Annotated in this window: 10 protein-coding genes; all 10 read left to right on the forward strand. The window is 71.8% G+C overall.

The genetic code is table 11. From position 1 onward, the window contains the following. The first annotated feature begins 29 nt into the window (after window positions 1–29). The 10 genes from glgA (at window position 30) to ACQYVW_RS07325 (ending at window position 15,323) form a co-directional block, all read left to right on the forward strand. Window positions 30–1,595 (forward strand): glycogen synthase GlgA, encoded by a 1,566-nt coding sequence (glgA, locus tag ACQYVW_RS07280; RefSeq protein ID WP_434946516.1) that lies wholly within the window; start codon window positions 30–32, stop codon window positions 1,593–1,595. Continuing rightward, window positions 1,592–3,829, forward strand: coding sequence for a 1,4-alpha-glucan branching protein GlgB (glgB, locus tag ACQYVW_RS07285; RefSeq protein ID WP_434946517.1), 2,238 nt, complete (start codon window positions 1,592–1,594; stop codon window positions 3,827–3,829). Before glgA ends, glgB begins: the two co-directional genes overlap by 4 nt. Next, window positions 3,826–5,568: a malto-oligosyltrehalose trehalohydrolase gene (treZ, locus tag ACQYVW_RS07290; RefSeq protein ID WP_434946518.1), complete on the forward strand. Its 1,743-nt coding sequence runs from the start codon at window positions 3,826–3,828 to the stop codon at window positions 5,566–5,568. The genes glgB and treZ overlap by 4 nt, the downstream gene beginning before the upstream one ends. Then, window positions 5,565–7,487, forward strand: a complete 1,923-nt coding sequence (locus ACQYVW_RS07295) for a 4-alpha-glucanotransferase (RefSeq protein ID WP_434946519.1) — start codon at window positions 5,565–5,567, stop codon at window positions 7,485–7,487. The genes treZ and ACQYVW_RS07295 overlap by 4 nt, the downstream gene beginning before the upstream one ends. Next, a complete protein-coding gene (treY, locus tag ACQYVW_RS07300) occupies window positions 7,484–10,060 on the forward strand; it encodes a malto-oligosyltrehalose synthase (protein ID WP_434946520.1) in 2,577 nt (858 codons plus the stop codon). Before ACQYVW_RS07295 ends, treY begins: the two co-directional genes overlap by 4 nt. 11 nt (window positions 10,061–10,071) lie before the next feature. Beyond that, window positions 10,072–10,269, forward strand: a complete 198-nt coding sequence (locus ACQYVW_RS07305; RefSeq protein ID WP_434946863.1) for a DUF2934 domain-containing protein — start codon at window positions 10,072–10,074, stop codon at window positions 10,267–10,269. Further along, entirely contained in the window at window positions 10,256–12,409 is a 2,154-nt protein-coding gene (gene glgX, locus ACQYVW_RS07310; protein WP_434946521.1) for a glycogen debranching protein GlgX, read from the forward strand. Before ACQYVW_RS07305 ends, glgX begins: the two co-directional genes overlap by 14 nt. 130 nt (window positions 12,410–12,539) lie before the next feature. Beyond that, entirely contained in the window at window positions 12,540–13,274 is a 735-nt protein-coding gene (locus ACQYVW_RS07315) for an SDR family NAD(P)-dependent oxidoreductase (protein ID WP_434946522.1), read from the forward strand. 233 nt (window positions 13,275–13,507) lie between these two features. After that, on the forward strand, window positions 13,508–14,239 hold the full coding sequence (locus ACQYVW_RS07320; RefSeq protein ID WP_434946523.1) for a UPF0149 family protein: 732 nt from the start codon (window positions 13,508–13,510) through the stop codon (window positions 14,237–14,239). A 34-nt stretch (window positions 14,240–14,273) separates the two neighbouring features. Next, the gene (locus ACQYVW_RS07325) at window positions 14,274–15,323 is read left to right on the forward strand and encodes an alpha/beta fold hydrolase (protein WP_434946524.1); all 1,050 of its coding nucleotides are present in this window, start codon (window positions 14,274–14,276) and stop codon (window positions 15,321–15,323) included. Window positions 15,324–15,419: the final 96 nt, after the last annotated feature.

Raw genomic sequence — 15,419 nt, forward strand, 5'->3', positions numbered from 1 at the left:
CTCCTTCAAGGAAAAAGAGAGCCCCCGCGATGCCCGTCGCCCCCAGTGCCACCGATGCCATCGCCTACCGGAAAGAGTTGCCACTGCCGCCGCGGGACACGCGGGGCCGCTTCACGCGCCGTCGAACCGCGGTGAAGCTGGCGCGACCCGCCTCGCACAGTCTTCCGGTGCTGTTCGTGGTCTCCGAGATGGCGGACTACATCAAGGCCGGCGGCCTGGGCGACGTGGCCGCCGCGCTGCCGCGTGCGATGCGTCCCGGCAGCGACGTGCGCGTGCTCATTCCCGGCTACCCCGAGGTCCTGCAACGCATCGACCGCATGAGCATCGTCGGACAGGTGCCGGCGCATGCGGGGCTGCCCGCGTGCCGCCTGGGACTGGCCCACCAGCCCGACGGCCTGCCGGTCTACGTCCTCCTCAACCCGGCCCTGTTCGAGCGCGGCGGTTCGCCCTACGTGGACGGCTCGGGCGCGGAATGGGACGACAACGCCATCCGCTTCGCCACCTTCGCGCACGCCGCCGCGCGCATCGCCGCCGGCGACTGCGGCCTTCCGTGGACGCCGCGGCTGTTGCACCTGCACGACTGGCCGTCGGCCATGGCGGCGGCCTACGTGCGCTGGACCGGCGGCGACACGCCGAGCCTGCTCACCATCCACAACCTGGCCTACCAGGGCCTGTTCTCGCCCAGCGTCGCGGCGGCCATCGGCGTGCCGAGGTCGCACTTGGCCGACATGGAGTTCCACGGTCAGCTGTCCTTCCTCAAGGCCGGCATCGTCCATGCCACGCGCATCAATACCGTGAGCGTCAGCTACGCCGCGCAGATCGTGCGGCCCGAAGAAGGCTGCGGCCTGCATGAACTGCTGGCCAGGCGCGCCGCCCAGGGGCACCTGAGCGGCATCGTCAACGGCATCGACGAGAGCTGGGATCCAGCCGTCGACCACGCGCTGCCGGCCCGCTTCAGCGCCACCCGCTGCGGCGAGCGGCATCTCAACGCGCGACATGTGCGCGCCGAATTCGGGCTGCCGGACAACGGCGGTCCGCTGTTCGCCGTGGTGTCGCGCCTGGTGCACCAGAAGGGCCTGGACATCACCTGCGAGGTGGCGCCGCAGATCGTGGCCGCCGGCGGCCAGATCGTGATCATCGGCGGCGGCGAGCCGCAGGTGGAAGCGCAGGTCGCGGCACTGGTGCGCCGCTTCCCGGGTTCGGTGGGCGCCTTCATCGGATTCGAGGAAGGCCTGGCGCGGCGCATGTTCGCCGGAGCCGACTTCCTGTTGATGCCCTCGCGCTTCGAGCCTTGCGGACTGAGCCAGATGTACGCGCAGCGCTTCGGCTGCCTGCCGATCGCGCACGCCACCGGCGGGCTGATCGATACCGTGGACGATGGCGTCACCGGCTTCCTGTTCCGCGGCGCCAGCGCCGACGGCCTGCGGCGCTGCCTGCAGCGTGCGCTGCGCACCTTCCGCAATCCGCTGCTGCTGCAGGCCATGCGCCGGGCGGCGATGCTGCGACCGGGCGGCTGGAAGCCGGCCGCGCAGGCCTACGACGCGCTGTATCGCCAGGCGGCCGGCTACGCCGCAACGCTGGGGATGGCCGCATGACCGATGGAGCGGCGGCATTGCCGCAGGATGCCGACTCCGTCGCGGCCGACGCCGGCCAGGAGGATCCCGACAGGGACCGCGCGCTGGCGGCGCTCGCCGCGGGCGAACCCGCCGATGCGTTCGCCTGGCTGGGCACGCACCCCGCCGGCGAAGGCGACCGGTGCCTGCGTGCGCTGCTTCCCGGCGCGCACGCGGTGGCGTACCGCAGCGGGCAGGACCAGTGGCGCGAGCTGCAGCCCGCGCGGATCGACGGCGTGTTCGAAGGCAGCGTCGCGTCCGGCGGGCCGCACCTGCTGCGCATCGACTGGGGCGGTCGGCTCGAGCTGATCGAGGATGCCTACGGCTTCGGCCCCCTGCTGGACGAGGCGCTGCTGGAGCGCCTCGCCGCCGGCGACGGCGAGGCCTGCCGCCAGGCGCTGGGGGCGCAACCGATGCGGATCGGCGGCGTGGACGGCGTGCGCTTCGCGGTCTGGGCGCCGAACGCGCGCCGGGTCGCGGTGGTCGGCGAGTTCAATCGCTGGGACGGCCGCCGTCATCCGATGCGCCTGCGCCACCGTGCCGGCGTGTGGGAGATCTTCCTGCCGCGCGTGAGCGCCGGCGCCCTGTACAAGTACGAGATCACCGCGGCCGACGGCACCCGCCTGCCGCACAAGGCCGATCCCTGCGCGCGCCAGTGCGAACTGCCGCCCTCCACCGCCTCGCGGGTGCCCGACGCCGCCCCGTTCGTCTGGCACGACCAGGACTGGATGGCCACGCGCGGCGGCTGGGAGCGCAAGCCGCTGTCGATCTACGAGGTGCACGCGGGGTCGTGGCGCCGCGACGCCGAGGGCCATTCGCTGGGCTGGGATGCGCTGGGCGACCAGTTGATCCCGCATGTGCAGGCGCTGGGCTTCACCCATATCGAACTGCTGCCCGTCAGCGAACATCCGTTCGGAGGCTCGTGGGGCTACCAGCCGCTGGGCATCTATGCGCCCACGGCGCGGCATGGCGACCCGGCCGCCTTCGCGCGCTTCGTCGACCGCTGCCACCGGGCCGGCATCGGCGTGATCGTCGACTGGGTCAGCGCGCACTTCCCTTCCGACGCCCACGGGCTGCAGCGCTTCGACGGCACCGCGCTGTACGAGCACGAGGATCCGCGCGAAGGCTTCCATCGCGACTGGCACACCCTGATCTACAACTACGGCCGCAACGAGGTGGCCGGATACCTGATCGGCAGCGCGCTGGAGTGGATCGACCGGTTCCACATCGACGGCCTGCGCGTGGACGCGGTGGCCTCGATGCTCTATCGCGACTACAGCCGGCCGGAGGGCGAATGGGTGCCCAACGAACACGGGGGGCGCGAGAACCTGCAGGCGATCGCCTTCCTGCGCCGGATGACCGGCGAGATCCGGCAGCGCTTCCCGGACGCGATGCTGATCGCCGAGGAATCCACCGCCTGGCCGGGCGTCACCGCGCCGGTGGATGAAGGCGGCCTGGGCTTCACCCACAAGTGGAACATGGGCTGGATGCACGACACCCTGCAGCACATGGGCCGCGATCCGGTGCACCGTGGCTGGCACCACAGCGAGATGACCTTCGGCCTGGTGTACGCGTTCGCCGAGCGGTTCGTGCTGCCGCTGTCGCACGACGAAGTGGTGCACGGCAAGGGTTCGCTCCTCGCACGCATGCCGGGCGACGAATGGCAGCGCTTCGCCAACCTGCGCGCCTACTTCGCCCTGATGTGGGCGCACCCCGGCAGCAAACTGCTGTTCATGGGCGGCGAGTTCGGCCAGCTGGCCGAATGGAACCACGACGGCCAGCTGGACTGGGACGCAGCGCGCGCGCCGCTCAACGACGGCCTCGCGCGCCTGGTCGGCGACCTCAACCGCATGCTGCGCGCGCAACCGGCACTGCATGCGGCCGAGCGCGACGAGCGCAGCTTCGACTGGAGCGTGGCCGACGATGCGCGCAACAACGTCGTGGCCTTCCTGCGCCACGATCCGGACCGCCCCGCGCGTTCCCTCCTGGCGGTGACCAACCTCACCCCGACGGTGCACCACGGCTATGCCGTCGGCGTGCCCACGGCCGGGGCGTGGCGCGAACTGCTCAATACCGACAGCCGCCATTACGGCGGCAGCAACGTCGGCAACGAGGGCGTCCTGCGCACGCATGCGCGCCCGATGCACGGGCATGCGCAGTCGCTGCTGCTGACCCTGCCGCCGCTGGCCACGCTCTTTCTCCAGGCCGACCCGTGAGCGCGCGGAGTCCCGGCCTACCCCCGGGCGCGTCGCCGGCCGGGCCGGGCCGCTGGCGCTTCCGTCTCTGGGCACCCAACGCGCACGCGGTCGAGTTGCTGCTCGCTGGGCAGGCGTTGCCGATGGCGCGCGGCGCGGACGGCTGGTTCCAGTTCGAGGCCGCCGCCGACGATGGCGCGCGCTACCGCTACCGCATCGACGGCCGCGACGAGGTGCCGGATCCGGCCTCGCGCTGGCAGCCCGAAGGCGTGCACGGCCCCAGTGCGCTGTACCGCGACGACTACGCCTGGCGCAACCCGCAGTGGCGCGGACGCCCCTGGCCGGAGGCGGTGGTGTACGAACTGCACGTCGGCGCCTGCGGCGGTTACGCCGCTGCGCGCGCGCAGCTGCCGCGGCTGGCGGCGCTGGGCATCACCGCGATCGAGCTGATGCCGCTGGCGCAGTTCCCCGGCACCCGCAACTGGGGATATGACGGCGTGCTGCCGTATGCGCCTGCCCAGGCCTACGGCACGCCCGATGAACTGAAGGCGTTCATCGACGAGGCCCACGGCCTGGGCCTGATGGTGCTGCTGGACGTGGTCTACAACCACTTCGGGCCGGACGGAAATCACCTCGGCCGCTATGCCTCGGCCTTCTTCCGCGCCGGCTCGCAGACGCCCTGGGGCGAGGCCATCGACTTCGACCAGCCCGCGGTGCGGGACTATTTCATCGGCAATGCGCTGATGTGGCTGGACGAGTACCGGTTCGACGGCCTGCGGCTGGACGCAGTGCACGCGATCGAGCCCACGGCCTTCCTGCATACGCTGCGCGAAGCGGTGGTCGCTGCGCTTCCGGCCGACCGCCATGTGCACCTGGTGCTGGAGAACGAGCACAACCAGGCCAGCCTGCTGCGCGAGGGGTTTACCGCGCAGTGGAACGACGATTTCCACAACGCCCTGCACGTGCTGCTCACCGGCGAGGACGAGGGCTACTACGGCGACTATGCGCCGGCCGCCACCGCGCACCTGGCACGGGTGCTGGGCGAGGGTTTCGCCTGGCAGGGCGAGACCACGCCGCGCGGACGCCAGCGTGGCGAGCCGAGCACCGGCGTGGCGCCGCAGTGTTTTGTCGCCTTCGCCCAGAACCACGACCAGATCGGCAACCGCGCCCATGGCGAGCGGCTGTCGGTGCTGGTGGCGCCGGATCGTCTGCGCGTGGCGATGGCGCTGACCGCCCTGTGCCCGATGGTCCCCCTGTTCTTCATGGGCGAACCCTGGGCGGCGCGCGAGCCGTTCCTGTTCTTCACCGATTTCCAGGCGCCGCTGGACGAGGCCGTGCGCGAAGGCCGGCGACGCGAGTTCGCCCACTTCGCGGCCTTCGCCGACGCGCGCGCGCGACAGGCGATTCCCGATCCGAATGCGGCGTCCACGTTCGAGGCCTCGCGCACACCCTGGCCGGACCCGGACGACACCGGCGCGCAGCGCTGGCTGGACTGGTTTGCCGACTTGCTGGGACTGCGCGCACGCGAACTGGTGCCGCAACTGGATCGGGCGCGGCCGCTGGGCGGACGCGTCATCGGCGAGGCCGCGGTGGCGGCCGGCTGGCAGCTCGGCGATGGCCAGTGGTGGATCGAACTGAACCTCGGCCGCGACACGCTCGCCAGTGCATTGCCCCCGGGCCGCGACCTGCTGTGCACCGGCCCGATGGAGGATGGGGGGCTGCCGCCTGACGGGCTGCGCGTGCGCAGGGTCGAGGCATGAATGAGCGGGAATCTGCGCTGCATGCGCTGGCCGCAGCCGCCGGCCTGTGCCGCGACTGGACCGATGTCGAAGGCCGGCCGCAGACCGTGGCGGAAGGGACTTTGCGTGCGGTCCTCGATGCCCTGGATCTGCCGGCCGCGACCCCTGCGCAATGTCGCGACAGCCTGCAGCGCCTCGACCAGGTCCAGGCCGATCCGCCGCTGCTCACCGCCCGCGCCTGCGCGCCAGTCGCGGCCGGACCGGGGCCGGCCCTCCGGCAATGGCTGTCCGATGCCGGCGAGCGCGAGGACGTGCGCGTGGATGCACGCGGTCGCGTGCGCGCGCCTGCGCAGCCCGGCTACTGGACGCTGCAGGGCGGCGAGCCGCGTCGGGTTGCGGTGGCGCCGGCGCGCTGCTTCGGCGTCGAGGACAGCACGGCCCGGGGCCGCGCCTGGGGCGTCGCGTTGCAGGTGTATTCGGCCCGGGCCGGCGGCGACGGCGGCATCGGCGACACCCTCGGCTGCGCCGGCTGGGTGGATCGGGTGGCGGCCCGCGGCGGCGACGCGCTGGCGCTCAGCCCGGTGCATGCGGCGCTGGAAGGCGACCGTCACTACAGTCCCTACGCGCCCGGCGACCGCCGCTGCCTGGATCCTCTGCACGCCTCGCCGCTGCAGGTGTTCGGCGAGGTCGCCACGCAGGTGCTGGCGCACGCGCCGGAACTGCAGGCACGCCTGCGTGCGCTGGAAGCGGACGATCTGATCGACTGGCGCGCCGCCCGCGCGGCCAAATGGGCCTGGCTCGCACGCCTGCACGCCGACGCACTGCCGCTGCGCGCGGACCTGCAGCAGGATTTCGCCGCCTTTGCCGCCGCGCCGCCGGGCGAAGTGGCGGCCTGGGCATCGTTCGTCGCGCATGGCGACGCCGATGCGGCATCGCTGCAGCTGTTCGGCCAGTGGCTGGCGCGGCGGGCATGGGCGCAGTGCCAGCAGCGGGCGCGCGGGCGCGGCATGGGCATCGGCCTGGTGGCGGACCTGGCCGTGGGTTTCGATCCCTCGGGCGCGGAAGCGGCGGCCCATCCCGCCGCGGTCCTGCGCGGTCTGGAGCTGGGCGCGCCGCCGGATGCGTTCAATGCCGACGGCCAGGCCTGGGGCATCAGCGGCTATTCGCCCACCGGCCTGCGCCAGACCGGGTTCGCGCCCTTCATCGAACTGCTGCGCGCGGTGATGCGCGACCGCGGCGGCGTGCGCATCGACCATATCCTGGGCCTGCAGCGGCTGTGGGTGGTACCGCGCGGCGCGGGTGCCGGCGAGGGCGTATACCTGTCCTGCCCGCTGGATGCGCTGCTGGACCTGCTGGCGCTGGAATCCTGGCGCCACCGCTGCGTGGTGATCGGCGAGGACCTGGGTGTGGTGCCGCCAGGCATCCGTGCGCTGCTGGCCAGGCGCGGGGTGCTGGGCATCGACGTGCTGCCGTTTACCCGCGACCGTCGCGGCCGCTTCCTGCCGCCGCGGCGCTGGCGAAAGCGCGCCGTGGCGACCACGACCACCCATGATCTGCCCAGCACCGCGGGCTGGCGCGAGGGCCGCGACATCGCCTGGCGGCTGGGGCTGCATGAGGCGACCGCTGCCGCGCTGCATGCCAGCGCGCCCTGGCCGGCACGAGCGACGGACGTGCGCGCTCTGGAACGCGCCATCCGCGCGCAGAGCATCGATACCGGGCATGCGCGCCTGGACGCGCTGCATTTCACCGCCCGTTCGCCGGCGCTGCTGGCGCTGCTGCCGGCCGAGGACGCGCTGGGCCTGCGCGAGCAGCCCAACCTGCCCGGCACCACCGACAGCCATCCCAACTGGCGGCGGCGCCTGCCCGAGCCACTGCCCGAAGCGGTGCTGCAGGCATCGCTGAGCGCATTCGCGCAGGCACGGCAGGAGGGCGTGCAATGACGGCTGCCGCTGCCCTCCACCCGCCGCGCGCGACCATGCGTCTGCAGCTGCATGCCGGCTTCACCCTGGATGACGCGGCGGCGCAGGTCGATTACTTCGCGCGGCTGGGCATCAGCCACCTCTACCTGTCGCCGATCGGGCGTGCCGTCCCCGGCTCCGGCCACGGCTACGACAACACCGATCCCACGCAGGTGAATCCCGAGCTGGGTGGCGAGCCCGCATTGCGGCGGCTGTCGCAGGCCACGCGCGCGCAGGGTCTGGGCCTGCTGCTGGACATCGTGCCCAACCACATGGCCACCCATGCCGACAACGCCTGGTGGATGGATCTGCTGACGTATGGCCGGCGCAGCCGCTACTCGGAATGGTTCGACGTGGACTGGGACGCGCCGGACGCCGGGAGACGCCTGCTGCTGCCGATGCTGGACCGTCCGCTGCCCGAGGCCCTGGCCGACGGCGTGCTGACGCTGGAGCTGCAGGCCGATGGCTGGTACGCGCGGCACCACGACCAGGCCTGGCCGCTGGCGCCCGGGACGGTGGACGCGACCACCGGACGGCGTGCCGAGGCCCGTCGCCGGCGGATCAATGCGGGCGCCCGTCGCGGCGATGGCGCGCTGGCGGCGATCCTCGAGCGCCAGACGTGGCGCCTGCTGTGGTGGCGCGCCGGCAACGACCGCGTCAACTACCGGCGCTTCTTCGACATCACTACGCTGGCGGCCTTGCGCTGCGAGCGCGCCGAGGTGTTCCGCGCCGTGCATGCGCTGCCGCTGCGGCTGCTGGCCGAGGGCGTGATCGACGGCGTGCGCGTGGACCACGTCGACGGACTCACCGACCCGACCGCCTACCTGCGGGTCTTGCGTGCCGCGCTCGACCGCGCCGGTGCGCGCCGCGGACTGGCGGCGGGCCAGGCCCTGCTGTACGTGGAGAAGATCCTCGCACCCGGCGAGCAGCTGCCGGCGGACTGGCCCTGCCAGGGCACCACCGGCTACGACTTCATGGACAAGGTGGGCGGGCTGCTGCACGACGCAGGCGGGCTGGCCGCCCTGGAAGAGCGCTGGGTCCAGGCCGGTGGCGATCGCGACTTCGCCACCGTCGAGCGCCAGGCGCGCCTGCTGATCCTGGGCGGCCCGCTGCAGGCCGAGTTCAACCGCTGCCTGCGACGACTGCTGCAGGTCGCGGCGCAATCGCCCACGCTGTCGGACCTGAGCGTGCAGATGTGGGCGCGCGCGCTGCAGGTGCTGTGCGTGCACTTCCCGGTGTACCGCACCTACGCCGCCGCCGACGGACTCGATGGCGGCGGCCGCCAGCGCCTGGACGCCGCAGCGCAGGCCGCGGCGCGCGTACTCGGTGCTTCCGAGCGACGGGCGCTGGATGCCCTGGCCCGCTGGCTGCGCGAAGGCAGCGGGGCCCCGTTGCAGCGCCTGCGCGCGGGCTTCGAGCAGCTGACCGCGCCGCTCAACGCCAAGTCGGTGGAAGACACCGCGTTCTATCGTCATGGTCCACTGCTGTCGCGCAACGAGGTCGGCAGCCATCCGGTGCATGCGCCTGACGGTATCGATGCCTTCCATCGCGCCTGCCGCCTGCGCGCCCGCAGCCATCCGCAGGCGCTGCTGGCCACCGCCACCCACGACCACAAACGCGGCGAGGACACCCGTGCGCGCCTTGCTGCCCTGTCGCACCGGCCGCAGTGGTGGATCCGGCAGGTCGACGATTTCGAAGCGGCCGCGCCGCAGTCGCTGCGCGACGTGGTGCCGGCCCCGTTCCGGCTGATGCTCTGGCAGATCCTGGTCGCCGCGTGGCCGCTGCAGGGCCTGCGCGATGCGCCGGCGCGCGGCGCGTTTGCCGAGCGGGTCGAAGCATGGGCGATCAAGGCCCTGCGCGAGGGCAAGCAGTACAGCAGCTGGACCGAGCCCGATGCGACGATCGAGGCCGCGGTAGGGGCGCTGGTGCGCAGCGCAGCGCAGCCGCGCGAGGACGATGCACTGCATCTTGCGATGGCGGCGGCGGCCGCGCGGCTGGGCGTGCCGGGCGCACGCCTCGGCTTGGCGCAGCTGGCGCTCCGGCTGACCACCCCGGGCGTCCCGGATACCTACCAGGGAACCGAGGGCTGGGACCTGAGCCTGGTCGACCCGGACAACCGGCGCCCGGTGGACTACGCCGCTCGCCGCGCCTGGCTGGACGATCCGCGCGACTGGCCGCAACTGCTGCGCCAGTGGCGGGACGGCGCGGTCAAGGCGCGCCTGCTCGCCACCTTGCTTGCGCTGCGGACGGCGCAGCCGGCGCTGTTCGAAGGCGGGTACCGGCCGGAGCGCATCGGAGACGATGCGGTCGCCTTCCGCCGCGGCGCGGGCCGCCGGTCGATCTGGGTCGCCGCGCTGGTGGCAGACGCTCCCGAAGACGAGGACGCGGGCCTGCTGCTGCCGCGCAGCCATTGGGGCGAGCGCGTCGCGCGCCTTGCGGCCGGCAGCTGGCGCGATGTGCTCGGCGAATCCCGGCTGCAGCTGGCGCAAGCGCAGGACGTGCCGCTGTCGACGCTGTTTGCACGCGCGCCCGTGGCAGTGTGGATTCGCCAATGAGAACGGACGCCATGGACCCCGACGAACGCCAGCAACGCACCCGCGAACTCGCCCGCCAGATCTGGGAAGCCGAAGGGCGTCCCGACGGGCAGGAACTGCGTCACTGGGGCATGGCCGAACGGCTGGTGCAGGCGGAAGTCGCCGCGCACGCCATGGAACGCGGCGGCGCGGACGCGACCACCGGAGAGAGCAACCGTGCCGACGCGTAAATGGAGCCAGCAGTCGCGCCTCGAGGCCGGCCGGCCCTACCCGCTGGGCGCGACCTGGGACGGGCTGGGGGTGAACTTCGCGCTGTACTCGCGGCACGCCACCAAGGTGGAGCTGTGCCTGTTCGACGAGCGCGGCCGCGAGCAGGAGCGCATCGCACTGCCCGAATACAGCGACGAGATCTGGCATGGCTACCTGCCCGACGCGCGCCCCGGGCAGCGTTACGGCTACCGCGTGCACGGGCCGTTCGACCCGGATGCCGGGCACCGCTTCAATCCCAACAAGCTGCTGCTCGACCCCTACGCCAAGCAGATCGCCGGCGAGCTCAGATGGGCACCGCACCTGTTCGGATACACGCTGGGGCATCGCGACCTGGACCGCAGCTTCGACCGCCGCGACAGCGCGCCTTACATGCCAAGGTGCGTGGTGATCGATCCCGCCTTCACCTGGGGGCGCGAGCGCGCGCCGTCCACGCCCTGGGACCGCACCGTGATCTACGAAGCGCACGTGCGCGGGCTGACCATGCGCCAGGCCGCGATCCCGGAACCCCAGCGCGGCACCTTCGCCGGCCTGCGCCACGACGCGATCATCTCGCACCTCAGATACCTCGGCGTCAGCGCGATCGAGCTGCTGCCGGTGCACGCCTTCATCGACGACCAGCACCTGCTGGAGAAAGGCCTGCGCAACTACTGGGGCTACAACTCGATCGGCTTCTTCGCGCCTCAGCCGCGCTACCTGTCCGGCTCCAGCGTCGCCGAGTTCAAGCAGATGGTGGCGCGCATGCACGATGCGGGCCTCGAGGTGATCCTCGACGTGGTCTACAACCACACCGCCGAGGGCAACGAACTGGGGCCGACCCTTTCGTTCAAGGGCATCGACAACGCCAGCTACTACCGCCTGGCCGACGACCGCCGCTACTACATCAACGACACCGGCACCGGGAACACCTTCGATCTCACCAACGCAGGCGCGCTGCGCATGGTGATGGACTCGCTGCGCTACTGGGTGCGCGAGATGCGGGTCGACGGCTTCCGCTTCGACCTCGCCACCATCCTCGGTCGCGAGCGCCACGGCTTCGATCCTTCGTGCAGCTTCCTCGACGCGGTGCGGCAGGATCCGCTGCTGAGCCAGGTCAAGCTGATCGCCGAACCGTGGGACATTGGCCCCGGTGGCTACCAGCTCGGCAACTTCGCACCCGGCTGGGCGGAGTGGAACGACAAGTTCCGCGACAACGTGCGCGCGCTGTGGCGCGGCGATCCGGGACAGCTTGCCGAGTTCGCGACCCGCTTCACCGGTTCGGCCGACCTGTTCGACCGGCACGGCCGCAAGCCGCATGCATCGGTGAACTTCGTCACCGCGCACGACGGCTTCACCCTGCGCGACCTGGTGAGCTACAACGACAAGCACAACCTGGCCAATGGCGAGGACGGGCGCGACGGCAGCGACCACAACATCTCGTACAACCACGGTGCCGAGGGCGACACCGACGATGCCGGCATCAAGGCCCTGCGCGCGCGGCAGATGCGCAACCTGCTGGCCACGCTGCTGCTGTCGCAGGGCACGCCGATGCTGCTGGCCGGCGACGAGTTCGGTCACAGCCAGCAGGGCAACAACAACACCTATTGCCAGGACAGCGAACTGACCTGGCTGGACTGGGACGCCGCGGGCGCCCCGGAACCGCGGCGCCAGGCAGCCTTCGTCCGTCGCCTGCTGCGCCTGCGCCGACGCTATCCGCAGCTGCGCCGGCGCCGCTTCTTCATGGGCGAGTACGACCGCACCCGCGGCCTGCACGACATCGCTTGGTACCGCCCGGACGGCGAGCCGATGCAGGACGGCGACTGGCACGACGGCGAGCGCCGGGTGCTGGCGGCCTGCCTCTACGGGCAGGCGCCCACCAGCGGCGTGCACAAGCCTGGGCGCGATGAATCGCTGGTGGTCCTGCTCAACGCCAGCGATGCCGGGCAGGCTTTCCAACTGCCCGGACGCGTGGGCAGCGCCCGCCTGCTGCTCAGCAGCGCCGACCCGGCCCCGCATGCCGAAGCCGGCAGCTGGCAGCTGCCGCCGAAATGCATCGCGGTGCTGGTCGGGCGGATCGCGCCTGCGCAGGACGCATCACAGGCAGGCGCGCAGGCGCAGCCGTAGCCGCCCGGGATTGCCGCTGCGCGGTGCCGACGCGTGACGCCACGCATCGACGCGGGCGATTTGATGCCGATCAATGCCTGCCCGTGCCCGCGCTGCCAAGGTGGCCTCCCATCCTTCGGCGGAGACAGTGATGATGCTTCTGGCAGGCAGGACCGCGCTGGTGACCGGCGGCGCACGCGGCATCGGTGCCGCGATCGTGCGCAGGCTGTACGCCGACGGCGCGAACGTGGCCATTACCGACGTGCTGGCCGACGAAGGACGCGGGCTGGCCGCGGCGCTCGGCGCGCGCGCCAGGTTCATCGAACACGACGTGGGCTCCGACGCGGCCTGGCGCGAGGCCGTGGCCGCCACCGTGTCCGCGTTCGGCGCGCTGCACGTGCTGGTCAACAACGCCGGCATCTACGAACCGGGCAGCATCGCCGAGGCGGACCTCGCCGGGGTCGAACGCCAGATCCGGATCAACCAGTTCGGCACCTTCCTCGGCATGCGCCATGCGCAGGCGCCGATGCGCGCCGCGGGCGGCGGCTGCATCGTCAACATCAGTTCGATCGCGGGCCTGCTGGGCTTCCCCGGTGCGGCTGCCTACGTGGGCAGCAAATGGGCGGTGCGCGGCATGACCAAGACCGCGGCGGTGGAGTTCGCCCCCGACCGCATCCGCGTCAACTCGGTGCATCCGGGCTTCATCGAGACGCCCATGCTCGATCACAACAGCGACGATGCCAACCAGGCCGGGATCGAGGCCACGCCGCTCAAACGGCTCGGGCAGCCCGACGAGATCGCCGCGGCCGTGGCCTACCTGGTCGGGCCCTGCGCGGCCTTCGTCACCGGCGCCGAGCTGACCGTGGACGGCGGCTGGGTGCTCTAGGCGGCCGCCCCGGCTGCGGACCGGGCAACGCGGGGGCCGAGCCCGATGCGGCGCCTGGGCGTCTGGCGCGGCCTCCCCTCGCATGGCCATCTCGGCGCCACCCGGACGCACAGGCAGCGGATTGACCGGAGCGCGCGTGCGGCGGCGCCCCTCGCCGGGGTCGCAGCCGCCTCCGCGGGCCAATGCCGCCAGCAAGGACTAACATGCACGCCCCACCGTCAGGCAGCGCCGCCATGTCCACGCCCCCGCCCTATCTCGACGATGCCCAGATCGAACGCCTGGCCGAGCTGCTGGAGCAGCGCGCGGTGCCGTTCAAGGGCTTCAACCTCGAAGCGCTGGACGGCTTCCTGTCGGCGCTGGTGGTCTCGCCCTCGCTGGTGATGCCCAGCGAATGGCAGCCGCATGTCTGGGGCGGCAAGCCGCCGCGCTGGGACAGCGTGGACGAGGCGCTGGAGGTCCAGCAACTGCTGATGGGCCACTGGAACATGTGCGCTGCCCGCGTGCGCCACGACGAGGACGAACTGCCCGACCACCTGGCGCCGCTGATGTGGCTGCCGGAAGATCCGGAACTCACCGGCGAAGAAGCCCTGCACGAAGACGAGCTCGACGTCGGCCACGACTGGGCGCTGGGCTTCTTCGACGGCGTGGCCCTGCGCGAGGCCGAGTGGGACAAGTGGCTGGACGAGAACGACTGGATGGAGGAGATCTTCGACCTGCTCGACCGCCTGGTCAGCGGCGAAATCCTCGACCCGGAGGACCCCACCGCCGAGGCGACGCCAGTCGGCTACAGCGAACGCCTGTCGATCGTGGTCTCGCTGCCCGGCATGCTGGCCGACCTCAACCACCACCGCGTCGACGCGCTGACCCCGCGCACGCCGATCCGGCGCGAGGACGGCCCCGGCCGCAACGACCCCTGCCCCTGCGGCAGCGGCAAGAAGCACAAAAAGTGCTGCGGCGCGCACTGAGCGCCCGGCCATAGCCGTCCACCAGGAGCGGGACATGCGCAAGCGGATCCAGTTGATCAGCCCCACATTCCTGCTCCTGCTCCTGGGCCTGCTGGGCCTGGCCGGCGCGGCGACCGCGTCGGCGGACGACGGCGCGGCCTATGGTCCGCGCCTCGAAGGCTTCGACTATCCGCACCCCGTTCGCACGCATGCGTTCGAATCGCAGCGCCAGCAGGTCGAGATGGTCTACCTGGACGTGCCGCCGACCGGGGAGGCCAACGGCCGGGCCGCGCTGCTCCTGCACGGCAAGAACTTCTGCGCCGCGACCTGGGAGCAGAGCATCGCTGCGCTGGCGGACGCCGGATACCGCGTGATCGCGCCCGATCAGGTCGGCTTCTGCAAGTCCAGCAAGCCGGACGGCTACCAGTACGCACTCGCAGGCCTTGCCCACAACACCCGCGGCCTGCTCGCATCGCTCGGCATCCAGCGCAGCGTGGTGGTGGGCCATTCCATGGGCGGGATGCTGGCGATGCGCTACGCGCTGATGTATCCCGAGGCCGTCGAGCACCTTGCCCTCGTCGGCCCCATCGGCCTGGAGGATTGGAAGGCGAAGGGCGTGCCCCACCAGCCGGTGGAACAGGTCTACGCATCGGAACTGCGTACGACCTACGACAGCATCCGCGACTACCAGACCGCGGTGTACTACGCAGGGCAATGGCGTCCGCAGTTCGAACGCTGGGCGCGGATGCAGGCCGGCATGTATGCCGGCCCGGGCCGCGACATCGTCGCATGGCACCAGGCGCTGACCTTCGACATGTTGATGGGGCAACCGGTGGTGTACGAACTGCCTCTGCTGCAGGTCCCGACGACGCTGTTTATCGGCGTGCACGACCGGACCGCGCTGGGCAAGGGAGCGGCGCCGCCGGAGGTCCAGGCCAGGCTTGGCGACTACCGGGCGCTGGGCCGCCGGGCTGCAGAGGCGATCCCCGGGGCTGTCCTGGTGGAGTACGAGGACCTTGGTCACTCGCCCCATATCCAGGACCCGGAGCGGTTTCATCGGGATCTGCTGCGGGAGCTCTCCCGTACTAGTAGGCCTGCCTACTAGCCTGCGTTGCCGGTGCTTGCAACGACGCCTTTCGATCCTGTCGGGATGCTGGCGGTCTCGACCAGGGCCGGTGGCATATCAGCGGGCCATAAGAGC

Origin of the sequence: Luteimonas campi (assembly GCF_051162505.1) — a bacterium.
Taxonomy (GTDB): domain Bacteria; phylum Pseudomonadota; class Gammaproteobacteria; order Xanthomonadales; family Xanthomonadaceae; genus Luteimonas.

Bases quoted from the DNA above. Each gene is read 5' to 3' on its own strand.
- glgA (WP_434946516.1), top strand. From the start codon at position 30: ATGCCCGTCGCCCCCAGTGCCACCGATGCCATCGCCTACCGGAAAGAG.
- glgB (WP_434946517.1), top strand. From the start codon at position 1,592: ATGACCGATGGAGCGGCGGCATTGCCGCAGGATGCCGACTCCGTCGCG.
- ACQYVW_RS07295 (WP_434946519.1), top strand. From the start codon at position 5,565: ATGAATGAGCGGGAATCTGCGCTGCATGCGCTGGCCGCAGCCGCCGGC.
- treY (WP_434946520.1), top strand. From the start codon at position 7,484: ATGACGGCTGCCGCTGCCCTCCACCCGCCGCGCGCGACCATGCGTCTG.
- ACQYVW_RS07305 (WP_434946863.1), top strand. From the start codon at position 10,072: ATGGACCCCGACGAACGCCAGCAACGCACCCGCGAACTCGCCCGCCAG.
- ACQYVW_RS07315 (WP_434946522.1), top strand. From the start codon at position 12,540: ATGATGCTTCTGGCAGGCAGGACCGCGCTGGTGACCGGCGGCGCACGC.
- ACQYVW_RS07320 (WP_434946523.1), top strand. From the start codon at position 13,508: ATGTCCACGCCCCCGCCCTATCTCGACGATGCCCAGATCGAACGCCTG.
- ACQYVW_RS07325 (WP_434946524.1), top strand. From the start codon at position 14,274: ATGCGCAAGCGGATCCAGTTGATCAGCCCCACATTCCTGCTCCTGCTC.